Source organism: Streptomyces sp. NBC_01381 (genome assembly GCF_026340305.1).
Taxonomy (GTDB): Bacteria; Actinomycetota; Actinomycetes; order Streptomycetales; family Streptomycetaceae; genus Streptomyces.
Genome location: NZ_JAPEPI010000005.1, coordinates 61,346 through 76,274, shown reverse-complemented (window position 1 = coordinate 76,274; position 14,929 = coordinate 61,346). Strand labels below are relative to the sequence as shown.

Here is a 14,929-nt window from a genome sequence, read left to right as displayed (position 1 = left end):
CGCAGGCCCGGCGCGACACTCTGGTCTCGCCGGGCCTGCGGTCTGTCCGCTGAAAGGAGATCGTCATGTCCGGGACGCAGAAGAAGAGCCGCATCACACGGCTGTCCAGTACCGCCGATGAGGCTCGCTCGCTCTACGTCGGCGAACGCCTTCCGGGCGCGCCTTTGCCGGTGCCGCGTTCCGGCACAGCCAGTGATCGGTTCGCCGGATGGCGGCAGATGGCCCCCTTCCGCGGTGAATCCTTCGCGGACAACCTACGGGCCGTGGGAGTTGAGCCCGAGCAGCTTCAGCGGCTTCTGAGCGAGGAGCCGGCCGAAACGGCGGCCCGGCTGCCTGATGCCTTTCCCCCGCCCTGGGTGAGTCCGTTCGCCGAGGCGTACGAAATGTATGGCGAGGGGAGCGACGAACAGCCGGACTCGCTGCCGCCCTTGATGCGCCTGGCCGAGCCGGTCGTGCGCCGCGCACGCGCCAGACTGCGGGAGGCACTGCTGGCAGATCCCGCCATCGCGGTGATCGAGGGGCTGGCCGACGCCTTGTGTGCGGATGTTCCCCTGCAGCAGCTCGACATGACGCTCGGCCCCACCGTGATCCTTGAGGTCAACCTGGCGCGCGAGCAGAACTCGCTGGCCGGCGCCACCGCACAGGAGCGGTTCGCGTCCTTCACCAAGCGGCTCACCACAGACGGATACCGGGTGGAGTTCTGGACCCGGTACCCCGTACTGGCCCGCCGGGTCACCGAAGTCATGGAGCAATGGGTCAAGACCCGCCTGACGTTCGCCCGCCACCTCCGCGATGACCTGCACGAGGTCACCCATACCCTGATGGGCCGTCAGTTCGAGGAGCAGACACCCGCCATCGGTGCGGTCGCCTTCGGGCAGGGCGATACGCACAACGGCGGCCAAAGCGTGGCCAGGGTGGACTTCGCCGATGGCAGCGCCGTCATCTACAAGCCCCGCTCCCTCGGCGTGGACACCGCTTTCAACGCCCTGATCGCCCGCTTCGTCCAGGACAGTGGCCTGGCGCTGAGCACTCCGCGGGTGGTGGAGCGGCAAGGCCACGGGTGGGTCGAGCTGGTGCAGCCGGCCCCGTGCACGTCGCCGGACGAGGCGGCGGAGTTCTACCGGCGCCTGGGGGCCCTGCTCTGCCTCGTGTACGCCCTCAACGGCACGGACCTGCACCACGAGAACCTCATTGCCGCGGGCGCCCATCCTGTGCTCATCGACCTGGAAGCGCTCTTCCACCCGGCCGGCGGCAGCGCGGCCGTGTGGGCCACCGACACCCGCACGACGGCCGATCCGGCGGCGGAGGTGCTGCGCACGTCGGTCCTCACCACGGGCCTGCTCCCCGGGAAGACGCTCATCGGCCAGGAGTCGGGCCGCACCAGGCACACCGACCTGAGCGGCATCAACGGCTCCGGCGGACAGCCCTGGCTCGTGCCCGTCCTCGTTCCCCAGGACATGGGGACGGACAAGATCCGCCTGGTCAGCCGGGAGGTTCAGGTCCCCGGCGCCGACAACCGCCCCCGCACCCGCGACGGAGTCCTGATCAACCCGGGCCGGTTCACCGACGACGTCCTGACAGGGTTCCGCCTGGGGTACGAGTGGCTGCGCGAGCACCGCGACGAACTGCTCACCCCGGGCGGGCTGATCGACGGGTTCGCCGGACACCCGGTGCGCTATCTGCATCGCGCCACCTACGTGTACGGCCAGGTCCTCACGGAGAGCTTCCATCCCGACTTCGCCCGCGATGCGCTGGACCGCGAGCAGAGCGTGGCGCGCCTGTGCTCGGGCTGGCAGGGAGCCCCGCACCGGGAAATGATCGTCCGCAGCGAACTGGACGCGCTGCTGAGCGGCGACATCCCCTTCTTCCAAGTGATCCCGGGCGCACGGGACTTGTTGCTGGACAACGGCCGGAAGATACCGAGGTTTCTCGCCGAGGCGCCGCTGGATCTCGTACGAAAGCGCCTGCGCCGCCTGGGGCGGGACGACCGCGAGCGGCAAGAATGGATCATTGGTGCGGCCTTCGCGGATCTCTGTCCACCTGACAGCCGCCGCCGGGCCCCCGCCGGCTCCGAGGGGCGTACGGGAAACGCTGCGGCCATCCGCGCCGCGCTGCCCGCCAAGGCGCTCAGGGAGGCGGAGAAGATCGGTGACCGGCTCATGCGGCTGGCCTCCGTCACAGGAGACCGGGTCGGGTGGCTGGGGACGCGCACGGTCGCCGCGGACGTGAGCGACATCGAGCCGGTGGGAGCCGACCTCTATTCGGGCACATCAGGGATCGGCCTGTTCTTCCGGGCTCTGGGCCGCGTCAGCGGCCGGCAGCGGTACGCGGACTTCGCCGACCTGGTGGCCGCGGACGTCGTGCGGCGTGTCACCTCTCCAGGGGCCGCGCACTCTCAACCAGCCGACGGCGCACCGGCTCTGGGGGCCTTTGCTCCCGGTCTGAGCGCACTGTTCCTGATGAGTCACGAGCGCCGGCTGCCCGGCCCGGCCGGATCCTACGAAGCGGTCCGGGACGCCCTGCTGCCCCGGCTGGACGAGGCCATCGCGCACGACGAGCAGCTGGACGTCTTCGGCGGCAGCGCCGGTTGCGTCCTGGTGCTGCTGAGCGCGCTCGCCGTCGACGACGACCCGCGCTTGCTGGCCACGGCGCGGCGTGCCGGCGACCATCTGCTCGCTCGCGCCGAGACGACGCCTGCCGGCGCCGCGTGGCGCAATGAGAGCGTGCACAGCAAAGAGCCCATCACCGGCCTCGCGCACGGCACTTCGGGCATCATCATGGCACTGTCACGCCTCGCGAACCTGGTCCACGACGAGCGGTACCGCACTGCGGCGGCCCGGGCACTCGACTATGAGGCAGCCGCCTTCGACCCGGATGCGGGCAACTGGCCGGACCTTCGTGACGGGGCCGCCGAACGGTTCCGCTCGGCGTGGTGCCACGGCGCGGCGGGCCTCGCCCTGTCGCGCTTCGACCTCATGGGCGTACCGGAGTTGCGGGAGAACGCGGTGCTGGACGTGGCCGCCGCGCTGCGCGTGACCCCACCGAGCCGTGGCAACCACAGCCTCTGCCACGGCGATCTGGGCAACCTTGAGCTGTTTCTGCTGGCCGAGCAGCACGGCCTCTCGGAACCGGGGACACTGGACCACCGGTTGGACGCGTGCCTGCAGAGCGCGCACCGCGACGGCTGGCGGTGCGGCTCCCCCGACGGGGCCGAGGTTCCGGGGCTGTTCACCGGTCTTGCGGGCATCGGCTACAACCTGCTGCGGCTGACCGCTCCGGACGCCGTGCCCTCGGCCCTGCTGCTGCACCCCCCCGGCATGCTGAACCAGCATGCGGCCCGAACAGCGCCGTACGTCCGGCAGGTGGAGAAGGGCGCAGCGGGCCTTGGCCAGCCCGGGTCCTGGCCCGCGTCCGCCTAACCCGGGTCCTTGCCCGCGTCCGCCCGGTCGCCGAACTGCCGGGCGGACGTGTGGACATGGGCGAGGCGGCGCAGGGCGCTGAACACCGCTTCGCCCAGGACAGTGCCCATGACCACCGTCTCGGCCCGATCCTCGACCGCGGCCCGCTCGGCCACGTAGCCGAGATCGGCGTGGGCCCCCTGTTCGGCCCGCGTCAGCGTGGTCGTCGAGCAGCTCCGTGAACGGACCGTGCCCGGTCCGTCCCCTGGCAGCAAGGGCGCGGGGCAGGTCCTGGACGGCGACGTTGCGGTCATTCAGCTGCCGACCGCAACACCGAGGACCTGTGCACCGGTGTGTCCGGGTCGTCCACCGCGTGCAGCACCTCGCGATCGAGGCCGCCTTGAGGCCACCGACGTCGAGGAGCGCGCGGATCAGCCGGAGGCGGCGCTCGTGAGTCTCGCCAAAGCCGGCCCGGTCGGGGCCGCTCGCTCGCCCGGGGCCCCAAGCCCCTCCCGGACGTCGTACGTGACCGTCGACACCGGCGCCCCGGTCTTCCGGCTCAACTCGCCGATCCGTGTCATGCGGCGGGCCGGGGCCGCACCGTTCTCACGAGCGGCGCGAGACGGGTATCACGTAGCGGCTGAACAGCAGTTCACGCAGCACCTCGTCGCCTCCCTCGACGATCGAGACATAACGCATGTCCCTGAGCAGCTTCCCGATCGGCAGCTCGCTCGTGTATCCAAGTCCCCCGAACATCTCGGAACCCGCACTCGCAATGCTCCAGCCCGCCTGGCCGCAGAAGATCTTCGCCGTCAGCGCCGACTTCAGTGTTCCCTTCCTGGAGAACACCTTGGCGGCATCGGGCCCTGCCATGATCTCGTCGTACTCGCGGGCGGCCTTCAGGCAATGACTCTTCATGACGTCGATCTGCATCTCCATCTGCCCCAGCTTCTGCGCCAGGACCGGGCTTTCCAGAAGGGAGCCCCCGCGGAACTGCTTCTCCTTCGCGTACGTCATGCAGTGATCACGTATCCGCCTGGCGATGCCGATCGCACTGGCCGCGATGAGGGTCCGGCTGGCGTTGAGCCCGGTCTCCAAGAGCCGCAGCCCGGAGCCGGACAGCTGGTTGGCGGCGGGCACTCGACAGTTGTCCAGCCTCACCGAGTAGGTGTGCGAGGCACGCAGCCCGATGACGTCCCAGCGCTTGACCACCTCGATCCCTGGCGCGTCCCTCGGGACCACGACCGCGAGGTACTCATCCGGATCGTCGGCGGCCTTGGCGATGACGAGCAGGAAGTCGGCGAAGTCCGCGTTGGTGGCGAAGAACTTCTCGCCGGTCAGGACGAGATCGTTCCCCGACCGCGCGGCAACCGTCCCGATCCTGTTCAGCTCGCTTCCCGCGTCGCGTTCACTGCCCAGCGCGGCGCAGAACGTTCCGCCGCTCGCCATGGGCTCCAGGTAACGGGCCTTGAGGTCGTCCGATCCGTAGAGCCGGACCACGGTGCTGCCGAGGATCGACACGAGCAGCGTGAAGGCCACGCCGGCATCGCCGTACGCGATCTCGTTGACGATCTCGACCCCGTCCTCGAGGGAGAACCCGCGGCCCCCGGACTCCTCGGGCAGCCACCAGTTGGCAAGCCCCGTCGCACGGAAGTCCTCATACAGCTGGCGAGGTTTCTCCGACAGGGAGTCCAACTGCGTGTCTTCACCGCCGATTTGGCTTTTGACGAACTGTCGGAGAATCTCCAGGTCTTGAGGTTCCATTAAGGCAATCTATCGCCGCTCGCCCATCGCGCGAGCACCCTTGCGGAACCCGCGCCGATTACTGCGCAATTACCAGACGGAGAGCATCCTTCTCCATTTATCCTCCATCCTGTTTCCAGGTCTTCTGGCCACTATGAATTCAACGGCCGTCACGGCGTGATCCGCCTCGCCGGCCCAGCGCGCGAAACCGCACACATCCGCCGGTCCCCGGTCACCATGCCGTGGACCGGCGGATGTTGGAGTTTGAGACCCAGGGCGTATCGGGAGCAGAAAGGAGACACGGGCTGATGAGGTTCGATGACTTGTACATCACCGGACTCGGCGTCCACATACCCGGGCGGGTCACAGTCGCAGATGCCGTGGAACGCGGCGACTTCGACGAGAGGCTCGCACGGCACACGGACCTGGCCTCCATCGCCGTCTCGGACGGTGTGTCCGCGCCGGCCATGGCGGCCGAGGCCGCACGCACGGCGCTGCGGCGCTCCGGGACCGTCCCCCTGGACGTCGACCTGATCCTGCACGCCGATGTCTACTACCAGGGGCACGACCTGTGGGCCCCGGTCTCCTACATCCAGCGTGAAGCGGTGGGCAACCGCTGCCCCGCCATAGAGGTGCGCCAGCTCTCCAACGGCGGCATGGCGGCCATGGAACTGGCCGCCGGCATGCTCAACGGCGGCCTGCGCACCAGCTCGGCCCTGCTCACCACGGGCGACCGGTTCTGCGAGCCGGGCTTCGACCGCTGGAACGGCGACCCGGGCACCGTGTACGGCGACGCGGGCACGGCGCTCGTCCTGTCCCGCCGGCCCGGTTTTGCGCAGCTGCGCAGCCTGTGCACCGTCTCCGAGCCGGAACTGGAGGAGATGCACCGGGGCGACGACCCGTTCGGAGCGGAGCCGTTCGAGGTCCGGCAGCCCATGGACCTGGAGGCGACCAAGCAGGCCTTCATCAACAAGGTGGGCGTCTCCTACAGCGTCGCGCGCGTGCGGGCGGGCCAGTCGGAGGTCCTCAAGCGAGCACTCAACGAGGCTGGATGCGAGCTGTCCGACATCGACTGGTTCGTGCTGCCGCACTTCGGACGCCGCCGCCTCACGCAGACGTTCCTGCGGCCGTGGAGCCTGGACCCGTCCGCGACCACGTGGTCCTGGGGAAGGACCGTGGGGCATCTCGGCGCCGGCGACCAGTTCGCGGGCCTCGCCTATCTCACCGAGTCAGGCAGCGCCAAGCCGGGGCAACGGATCCTCCTGGCGGGCATCGGAGCCGGGTTCACCTGGTCGTGCGCCGTGGTGGAGATCCGGCGGACCCCTTCGTGGGACAACCCGTAGCAGCGCAGGGAACCGAGGACCGTCCGCCTTCGGTCGTGCGCAGGGGCCCGGCAGAGAGAGTTCCCTGTTCTTCTCGCGCGGCCTGAGGTTACGGAAGTTCATTGACGGGGTCGTCTGCGCAATCGTCATGCAGGCCACCCCGTGCAGTGCGGGAAGAGGCTGGTAACAGGTCGCTCCTCGCGTACGGCAGAACACATGGTTACCGGCGCATGGTTGTTCCTGATTAGGGTTTTCACCGGTGCGGAGAAGTTATTTCGGAGGGCCTCATTCCGGTGGGAGAAATCAGTGTTTACAGAACCGTCTGGCGGCGAACTTCAGGTGGATCGGATCGCGGTCGTCGGTATGTCGTGCTGGGCGCCGAACGCGACTGACCTCACGGCTTTCTGGCGCCTCGTGAGCAGCGACATTCCTCAGGAGGGCTCCAAGGAGGGCGGGGACACCGACACCGGTGCAGCAGACCAGTTCGACGCAGAGTTTTTCGGGCTCTCCGCGAGCGAGGCCGAAGCCCTCGACCCGCGTCAGCGGCTTCTGCTCGAACTGGCCTGGGAAGCGCTGGAGGACGCCGCCGTCGTCCCCGCCGCACTGCACGGCACCCCGGCCGGGGTGTTCGTCGGCGGGCCCCAGGACGCAAGCGCGGCCCGGATCTCCCACGGCCTGGGGCTTTCCGGCCCGAGCCTGGCCATCGACCGGGGCGCGTCCTCCTCGTCGGCCGCCCTCCACCGGGCCTGCGAGAGCCTGCGCAGCGGCGAGATCACCACCGCACTCGTGGCGGGGGCGCTCGTGCACCCGCCACCGGACGGCGCGCCCCGCCCCGGCGACGACACCCCTGCACCCGACGCCCTCGGCGGCCAGGGCGCCGCGGTCGTCGCGCTCAAGCCCCTGAGCCTCGCCCGGGCGGACGGCGACCGCATCCACGCAGTGATCGCCGACAGCGTCACCTGCGAGGACGACGACCCCGCGGCCGGCATCACCGGTCTCCTCAAGGCGTTGCTGAGCATGCGCCACCACGGGCAGCCGCCCCGTCACGACCACGCGGACCACGCGGCGACCGCCGGCATCGGCACCTCGGCCGACGGCCGAGCCATCCGGCACATCATCGAGCAGGCCCCGCCCCTCGGCCAGGCCCCGGCCGTGGACGCCGGCACGCCCGCCGTGGTCCCCTGGCCCCTGTCGGGCCGTACCCCCTCGGCCCTGCGCCGCCAGGCAGCCGCGCTGCTCGCCCGGGTCGAGGACGACCAAGCCGTGCGCCCACAAGACATCGGCTGCTCCCTGGCCACCGGACGCACCACGTTCTCCCACCGCGCCGTCGCCGTCGGCGGCAGCCGGGAAGAACTGCTGGCCTCGCTGCGGGAGGTGGCCGACGGACACACCTTCGCCGGACCCGTCACCGACCCGGACCGCGTGCGAACCGTCTTCGTCTTCCCTGACGCCTCGGACAGCACCGGCAGCTCCCGCCTGGCGGAGTCGGCAGCCGAACTGTGCGAGGCCTCACCGGTCTTCGCCGCACGCATGGCCGAATGCGCCGACGCGATGGCCGAGTTCACCGACTGGCACCTCACCGAGGTGGTCCGAGGCACCCAGGGCCCCTCACCGGCCGACTCCCCCGAGGTCGCACGGGCCGTGCGATTCGCGCACACGGTGTCGCTCGCCGAGGTGTGGCGCTCCTACGGTGTGGCCCCCCACCAGATCGTGGGAGAGACCGGCGCGGCCGTGGCCGCCGCCTACGTCGCGGGATCGCTCTCGCTGCGCGACGCCGTGCGCGCGGTCACCTCCGCGTCCCGGCACCCTGTGCACCTGTCGCCCGACGACGGCTCCGTACCCTGCCGTCTGGTCTCCGCAGACGGCCTCCAGGAAGCTGTCCGTGCAGTACTTGACGACGGCAGCACCGTCTTCGTGGAGATCTCGCACCATCCGGTACTGACCGGCGAACTGATGCGGGCCGCGGCGGACACGGACCGATCGTGCGCCGTCATCGGGTCCCTGCGAGATGCCGAGCCCGCCTGGCGCAGGCTGACGACCTCCCTGGCCGAGGCCTACGTGAAGGGCGTGGCCGTCGACTGGCGAACCGCCTTCGACGGCAGTGGCGCGCAACGCGTCGACCTGCCGACCTACGCCTTTGCGCGCAGCCGGCCCGGGACGCCGGGTCCGGGCCCCAAAGCTGCCCCGGCGGCTCCGGACGCTGCCCCCTCAGCAGGGGGCACCGCCACGGCCGGCGCGCGGCGGGACAGCAAGGAACTGATACGGCTCGTCCTCGCCCACGCCACCGCCGTCCTCGACGACGAGCAGCTCGGCCTCGCCGAGAAGAACGTGTCGTTCAAGGACCTCGGCTTCGACTCGCAGTCCGCCCTGGCCGTGACCAACCAGCTCGCCCAGGCGACCGGCCTGCAGCTGCCCGCCACTTTGCTGTACGACCACCCCACTCCCGAGGCGGTGGCGGGCTATCTGGAGGACCTGGGCAACGGAGTCACCAGGAAGCCAAGCCACACACCGGCGAACCCGGGAAGGGCCCCCCGCCGCGTCCGGCAGGACGAACCCATCGCCATCATCGGCATGGCCTGCCGGTATCCCGGCGGAGTGACCTCGCCGGAGGACCTGTGGCAGCTCGTGGCCGAGGGACGCGACGTCATCTCTTCCTTCCCCACGAACCGGGGCTGGGGCGAAGACCTCTACGACCCGGACCCGGCCAGCTCCGGGCGCAGCTACACACAGAGCGGCGGATTCCTGCACGACGCAGGCGACTTCGATGCCGCGTTCTTCGGGATCTCACCCCGTGACGCGCTGGCGATGGACCCGCAGCAGCGGCTGGTCCTTGAGACGGCCTGGGAGGCCGTCGAACGGGCGAAGCTCGATCCACGCACCCTGCACGGAACTCCCACCGGCGTGTTCATCGGTGCCATGGCCACCGACTACGGCCCTCGCATGCACGAAGCATCGCAGGAGATCGAAGGGCACGTACTGACCGGGAGCACGGCCAGCATCATCTCCGGGCGCATCTCTTATCAACTCGGACTGACCGGACCCGCCCTCACCATCGACACGGCTTGCTCCTCATCTCTCGTGGCACTGCACACAGCCATGCGCTCCCTGCGCACGCAGGAGTCCGGCCTGGCGCTGGCCGGCGGCGTGACCGTCATGGCGACGCCCGGCATGTTCGTGGAGTTCTCGCGGCAGCGGGGTCTGGCGGCCGACGGCCGGTGCAAGTCCTTCGCGGCGGCCGCGGACGGCACGGGCTGGGCCGAAGGCGCGGGAGTTCTGCTGCTGGAACGCCTCTCGGACGCACAACGACTGGGCCACGACGTACTGGGAGTGCTGCGGGGCTCGGCCGTGAACCAGGACGGCGCGTCCAACGGCCTCACCGCACCCAACGGCCCCTCACAGGAACGGGTCATCCGCGACGCCCTGGCCGACGCCGGACTCAACCCCGGCGACATCGACGCAGTCGAGGCACACGGCACAGGAACACGCCTGGGCGACCCCATCGAAGCACAGGCCCTGCAGGCCACCTACGGCCACAACCGCGCCAAGGACCGCCCCCTCTACCTCGGCTCCCTGAAATCGAACATCGGCCACAGCCAGGCCGCCGCCGGCGTCGGCGGAGTCATCAAAATGGTGCAGGCCATGCGGCACGGCACCCTGCCCCGCACCCTCCACGTCGATGAACCCACCCCCCACATCGACTGGGACACCGCCGCCATGCAACTCCTCCTCGAAGCACAGCCATGGCCCCACACCGGCGAGCGCCCCGCCCGCGCCGCCGTCTCCTCCTTCGGCATCAGCGGCACCAACGCACACGTGATCCTGGAGGCGGCCAAGAGCGCCGCACACGGGCCCGCCCCAAAGACCGACGCGTCAAAGACCGACGACTCCAAGTCGGACGCGTCCGAGTCCGACGCGTCCGAGTCCGACGCGTCCGAGTCCGACGCGTCCGAGTCCGGCAGGGCCGAAGGAGCAACAGCGGGTGAGACCGACAGCCCGCTGCTGCCCCTCCCCTGGGCACTGTCCGCCCGCAGTGCCGACGGTTTGCGCGCGCAGGCCCGCCGGTTGCTCGATCTCGCCGCCCGCCCCGGCCTGTCCCCCGCCGACATCGGCCACTCGCTCGCCGCGACCCGGAGCACCTTCGAGCACCGGGCCGTGGTCCTGGGCAGGAGTAGGGCCGACTTCCTGGAACGACTGGAGACCCTGGCCGCCGGTACCTCGCACCCGGAGGTGATCACGGGTCACGCGCCCGGGCCCGTCAGCACCGCGTTCGTGTTCTCGGGTCAGGGTGCGCAGCGGCTGGGCATGGGCCGTGAACTCGCCGCCCACATACCCCAGTTCGCCTCCGCACTCAACGACGTGTGCAAACACCTCGACCCACTGCTGGACCGTCCCCTGCGCGACATCATGTTCGCAACCGAGACAGACCCGGACGCAGACCTGCTGGACCGCACCGAATACACCCAGCCCGCACTCTTCGCCATCGAAGTAGCCCTCTACCGAACCCTGGAAAACTGGGGAATACGCCCCGACTACGTCACCGGCCACTCCATCGGCGAAATCACCGCAGCCCACATCGCCGGAGTCATGTCCCTCAAAGACGCCGCCACCCTCGTCACCACCCGCGGCCGCCTCATGGCCGCAGCCCGCAACGACGGCACCATGATCGCCGTCGCAGCCCCCGAAAAAGACATCCTCCACGACCTCACCGGCCTGACCGGCATCGACATCGCCGCAGTCAACGGACCCCAGGCCACCGTCGTCTCCGGCGACACCAAAACCCTCAACCACCTCAACCACCAATGGCAACAACGCGGCTGGCGCACCACACACCTCCGCGTCAGCCACGCCTTCCACTCCCCCCACATGGACACAGCCCTCGACGAATACCGCCAAACCCTCACCACCCTCAACCTCAACAACCCCACCATCCCCCTCATCTCCACCCTCACCGGCACACTCACCACCCCCGACGAACTGACCACACCCGACTACTGGGTCAACCAACTCCGCAACACCGTCCGCTTCCACGACGCCATACAGACCCTGGAGGACGAGGGCGTCGGTCTGTGCCTCGAGGTCGGCCCCGACGCCGTACTCACCGGAATGATCCGAAACGGTCAGGGCGAAGGCGGCATGACCGCCGTGCCCTTGCTGCGTGCCCGGCATCCCGAGACCGACGTGCTCGGCGCGGGCCTGGCCCAGGCCAGCGTCCACGGCGCGCACGTCGACCTCGCCGCGTTCTTCCCCGGAGCGGCCCGCGTCGACCTGCCCACCTATGCCTTCCGGCACAGCCGCTACTGGCTGACCTCCGCGCAGCGGACGGCCGGGCACGCCACCGGGGCCGACGCGTCCCGGCACCCGCTGCTGGACACGGTGGTCGATCTCGCCGGCCGAGACGAGACGGTCCTCAGCGGCCGTGTCAGTTCCGATGACCACCCCTGGCTCGCCGACCACACGATCGACGGCAACGTGATCCTCCCGGCGACCGCGTTCCTCGAACTCGGCGCGGCAGCGGCAGCCCGCACCGGGGCGGCCGGCGTGGAACAGCTGACGCTGGAGGCGCCCCTGCGCCTGCTCAAGGGGAAGGCCGTCCGGCTCCAGATCATCGTCCAGGCACCTGACCAGGACGGCATCAGGGCCTTCTCCGTCCACGCACAACCCGCCGACTCGGATGACGAGAACACCGCCCTGTGGGCCCGCTACGCGAGCGGCAGCCTCGCCCCCGCGGGCACTGCCCCGGAGCCGGACACCTTCGAACCCCTGCGCAACTGGCCGCCGCAGCACGCCGCCGAGGTCCCGCTGGAGGGCATCTACGCCCGCCTGGCCGGGCTCGGATACGAGTACGGCCCCGCGTTCCAGGGGCTCCGGGGCCTGTGGCAGCGCGGAGAGGAGCTGTACGCGGAGGTCCGCCTGCCCGATCAACTCCGCGATGCATCAAGCGACTTCGCGATCCATCCGGCGCTGCTCGATGCCGCGATCCAGCCTCTGGTCGTCACGGCGTCCGAGCAGCTCGAGGCCGGAGAGCTTCTACGGCTGCCCTTCGACTGGCACGGCGCCACCTTCTGGAACACCGACGGCCTCACGGGCCTGCGCGTCCGGCTCACGACCGCGGGCAGCGACACCACCGCCATCGCGATTGCCGACCAGCACGGCTCTCCCGTAGCAGAAGTTCGGGCGCTGACGATGCGTCCGGTACCCCGGCAGCAGTTCACCGGCCAGTTCGACGCAGAGGGTGCCACCCTGCACGCCGTGGAGTGGCAGCCGGTCCCCACTCCGGAGCCCGGCGAAGAGCCCGAGAAGCTGGTGTTCATCACTGATCGCCTGCCCGAGGATGTCGGCACGACCGTCCTCCAGGTACCGCACAGCACCGATGCGGACGTTGCTGGTGGGGTGCGTGGTGTGGTGGGCGGGGTTCTGCAATGGCTGCGGACGTGGCTGGGCGATGCCCGGTTCGAGGACTCGCGGCTGATCGTGGTGACACGGGGCGCGCTGGACGCGGTCAACGGCGAGGGCGTAACCGACCTGGCGGGCGCCACGGTGTGGGGACTGCTGCGCTCGGCACAATCGGAGCATCCCGGCCGGATCATCCTGGCCGACCTGGAGGAAAGCCCGGCCCAGGCCGGCCCCGACGAGGTGGCCGGACTCCTGCGGACCATCGCGGGCTCCACGCACGAACAGGTTGCCGTGCGCCAGGGGCAGTTGCTGGCGCCACGCCTGGTGCCCGCCGCCGCAACCGGCGCGGGTCCCGACTGGGGCGAGGGCACCGTCCTGATCACCGGCGCCACCGGCACCCTGGGCGCCATCGTGGCCCGCCACCTCGTGACCGAACACAAGGTGCAGTCCCTGCTGCTGCTCAGCCGCAGCGGCGAAACCTCCCCCGGAGCACCGCAGTTGCGCGCCGAACTTCAAGAACTCGGCGCACAGGTCACCCTCGCCGCCTGCGACGTCGCCGATCGTGGGGCGCTTTCCGACGCGCTGGCGCGTGTGCCCGCAGACCACCCGCTGACAGGCGTCGTGCACACGGCAGGTGTCGCCGAGGACGGCCTGCTGTCCGAAATGAGCCAGGAACAACTGGAGCGGGTACTGCGGCCCAAGGTCGACGGCGCCTGGAACCTGCACGAGCTGACCCGCGAGCTCGACCTGAAGGCCTTCGTCCTGTACTCCTCACTGGCCGGCCTGTTCGGCACACCAGGCCAGGCCAACTACGCAGCAGGCAACACCTTCCTGGACGCACTCGCCTCCATGCGCCGGGCCCAGGAACTGCCCGCCGTGTCCATGGCCTGGGGACTGTGGGAGGAATCCAGCGGCATCAGCGGCGACCTGAGCGACACCGACCTGCGACGACTGAACCGCATGGGACTGAAAGCGATGCCGTCCTCGCAGGCCATGACCCTGTTCGACGCAGCCCTGGCGGCGGACGAACCGGTGGTGGCCCTGACCGGCATCGACACCCGCGCCCTTCACCAACGCGGCGACGACCTGCCCGCACTGCTCCAGGCACTGACACCCACAACACGCCGACGACGCACCACCACCACCGCCGCCGCCGAACCCGGCACGCAAGCCGACTCACTGACCGCGCGGCTGGCGGGCCTGACCCCCGACGAGCGTGAACGGTCCCTGACCGATCTGGTGCGCGGCGTCGTGGCCGACATCCTGGGCCATGAGGACCCACGCGAAGTCGAAACCGACCGTGCCTTCCAGGAACTGGGCTTCGACTCCCTCAACGCAGTCGAACTACGCAACCGCCTCAACGCACTGAGCGGACTGCACCTGGCCAACACCGTCGTCTTCGACTACCCCTCCGTCGACGCACTGACAGGCTTCCTCAACCAACAACTCACCGTCCAGCACACCCCCACACCCCCCACGCCGCTCACCACCCTCGACAGCGCTCCGGTGTCCCCGCTCCTCCAGCGGTTGGCGGGCCTCCACGAGGACGAGCGGAAGCGGGCACTTGTGGACCTGGTGCAGGAAGAGGTGGCCGACATCCTGGGTCATGAGGACCCGCGGGAGATCGAAGCGGACCGCGCCTTCCAGGAGTTGGGGTTCGATTCGCTGAGCGCGGTGGAGTTGCGGAACCGGTTGAACAAGGTGAGCGGAGTGCGGTTCGCGAACACGGTCGTCTTCGACTATCCCTCGGTCGGTGCACTGGCCGGGTTCCTGGACGGGCAACTGGCCGACCGGATCGGCCAGATGACCCGGGCCACGCGAGGAGCGGACGCCCCGGACACCGTGCTCTCACACCTGGGCGAGTTGGAGGGGCGTATCCGCGGCGTCGGGCAGGACGACGCGCTGCGGCGGCAGATCACCGAACAGCTGCAGCGGCTCTTGGAACTGACCGGGGCCGGGCTGGACGAAGACCTCGATTCCGCCAGCGACGAAGAGCTCTTCGCGCTGGTCGACGGGGCCGAGTAGCCGCGCATCGGCAGGCGGCCGGCCGGCCTTGACCGGCCGGCCGCCTGC

5 protein-coding genes are annotated in these 14,929 nt (G+C 70.0%); 3 read left to right on the top strand and 2 right to left on the bottom strand.

The features are described 5' to 3' along the window. The first annotated feature begins 65 nt into the window (after positions 1 to 65). Entirely contained in the window at positions 66 to 3,419 is a 3,354-nt protein-coding gene (locus OG453_RS43840; protein ID WP_266874413.1) for a type 2 lanthipeptide synthetase LanM family protein, read from the top strand. On the opposite strand, the gene OG453_RS43835 is transcribed toward OG453_RS43840, so the two are convergent. Then, positions 3,416 to 3,712: a hypothetical protein gene (locus tag OG453_RS43835; RefSeq protein ID WP_266874412.1), complete on the bottom strand. Its 297-nt coding sequence runs from the start codon at positions 3,710 to 3,712 to the stop codon at positions 3,416 to 3,418. The genes OG453_RS43840 and OG453_RS43835 overlap by 4 nt on opposite strands. Positions 3,713 to 4,004: 292 nt before the next feature. Then, a complete protein-coding gene (locus OG453_RS43830) occupies positions 4,005 to 5,162 on the bottom strand; it encodes an acyl-CoA dehydrogenase family protein (protein ID WP_266874411.1) in 1,158 nt (385 codons plus the stop codon). A gap of 287 nt (positions 5,163 to 5,449) precedes the next feature. Between OG453_RS43830 and OG453_RS43825 the strand changes: the two genes are divergently transcribed. Both OG453_RS43825 and OG453_RS43820 read left to right on the top strand, forming a co-directional pair. After that, positions 5,450 to 6,484 (top strand): ketoacyl-ACP synthase III family protein, encoded by a 1,035-nt coding sequence (locus OG453_RS43825; RefSeq protein WP_266874410.1) that lies wholly within the window; start codon positions 5,450 to 5,452, stop codon positions 6,482 to 6,484. 195 nt (positions 6,485 to 6,679) lie between these two features. Next, positions 6,680 to 14,881 carry a type I polyketide synthase gene (locus OG453_RS43820; RefSeq protein WP_266874409.1) on the top strand — a complete coding sequence of 2,734 codons (8,202 nt, stop codon included), beginning with the start codon at positions 6,680 to 6,682 and terminating at the stop codon, positions 14,879 to 14,881. Positions 14,882 to 14,929 lie beyond the last annotated feature (48 nt).